Origin of the sequence: Mediterranea sp. An20 (assembly GCF_002160055.1) — a bacterium.
GTDB classification, from domain to species: domain Bacteria; phylum Bacteroidota; class Bacteroidia; order Bacteroidales; family Bacteroidaceae; genus Bacteroides; species Bacteroides avicola.
Genome location: NZ_NFJV01000069.1, coordinates 1 through 1,510, shown reverse-complemented (window position 1 = coordinate 1,510; position 1,510 = coordinate 1). Strand labels below are relative to the sequence as shown.

The 1,510-nt window shown below is 57.2% G+C and carries 1 pseudogene; it reads left to right on the top strand.

What is annotated here, in order from left to right:
- Nucleotides 1-1,510 (top strand): annotated as a pseudogene (locus B5F34_RS17130) (DNA methylase); the annotation flags it as partial.

Below are 1,510 nucleotides of genomic sequence, written 5' to 3'. Positions count from 1 at the left end.
GGGAGATGCGCGAGGAGGAAGCAGCCCTGACACCGGAAGAGCGGCAGCGCAGGAAGGAGGAAGCGATGATGCCCCGTCCGTTCAAGGGCATCATGGAAGCGCACCTAAAAGAAGGCTCGTTGGTATGGGAATATACCGGCGGCGTCCGCTTCCAAATCGGGGTGCTGAAGGATGTCACCAAGTACGGGGCGACCTTCCAGCCGCTCGACATGGAGGGGATGCAGGCGCAGAAGGCACAGCTCTACATCGACCTGCGCAACACCTATGAACGGCTCTACGCCCACGAAGCGGAAAACCACGAGGAGAACGCCCTGCTGCGCCGCAACCTGAACACCTACTATGACGAGTTTGTCATGCGCTACGGCAACCTGAACGCCAAGCACAACGCCAAGCTCATCCTGATGGACGCTTCGGGGCGCAACATGCTCTCGCTGGAGCGCGGTGAGGACGGGAAGTTCGTCAAGGCGGACATCTTCGACCATCCCGTTTCCTTTTCGCAGGAAACGCTTGCCAAAGTGGAGTCGCCCGAAGAAGCCCTGTCCGCCTCGCTGAACCTGTACGGCGGCGTGAACCTGCCCTACATGGAATCACTCTGCGACCTGCCGCAAGCGGACATCTTGGAAGCGTTGAAGGGACGGGTGTTCTACAACCCGCTGGCGGACGGTTACGAGATAGCCGACCGCTTCATCGCCGGGAACGTGGTGCAGAAGACCGCCGACGTGGAAGACTGGATAAAGGAAAATGAAGGGCATGGGATGCTGCCGCAGGCGCAGGAGGCTTTGTCAGCGTTACGCGATGCAGTACCCGAACAAATCCCCTTCGAGGACTTGGACTTCAACTTCGGGGAACGGTGGATACCTACCGGGGTGTATTCCGCCTACATGAGCCGCCTGTTCGACACGGAGGTGCGGATAACCTATTCGGAAAACATCGACGAGTATGCGGTGGCGTGCAGCCACAAGACGATGAAAATCACGGACGAGTTTCTGGTGAAAGGCTATTACCGCCACTACGACGGCATGAACCTGCTGAAACACGCCCTGCACAACACCTGCCCGGACATGATGAAAAGCATCGGCAAGGACGAGCACGGCAATGACATCAAGGTGCGCGACAGCGAGGGCATACAGCTCGCCAATGCGAAGATTGACGAAATCCGTAACGGCTTTACTGAATGGCTGGAGGAACAGTCTCCGGAGTTCAAGAAGCGGCTGACGGACATGTACAACAACAAGTTCAACTGCTTCGTGCGCCCGAAGTACGACGGCTCGCACCAGAAGTTCCCGGACTTGGACCTGAAAGGTCTCGGTATCAAGGACCTGTACGTAAGCCAGAAGGATTGCGTATGGATGCTGAAAATGAATGGTGGGGGTATCGCCGACCAGGAAGTGGGCGGCGGCAAGACGCTGATAATGTGTGTCGCATCCTATGAGATGAAGCGTCTGGGACTGGTTCACAAGCCGATGATTATCGGTCTGAAAGCCAACGTGCGCGAGATTGCCGAAACATA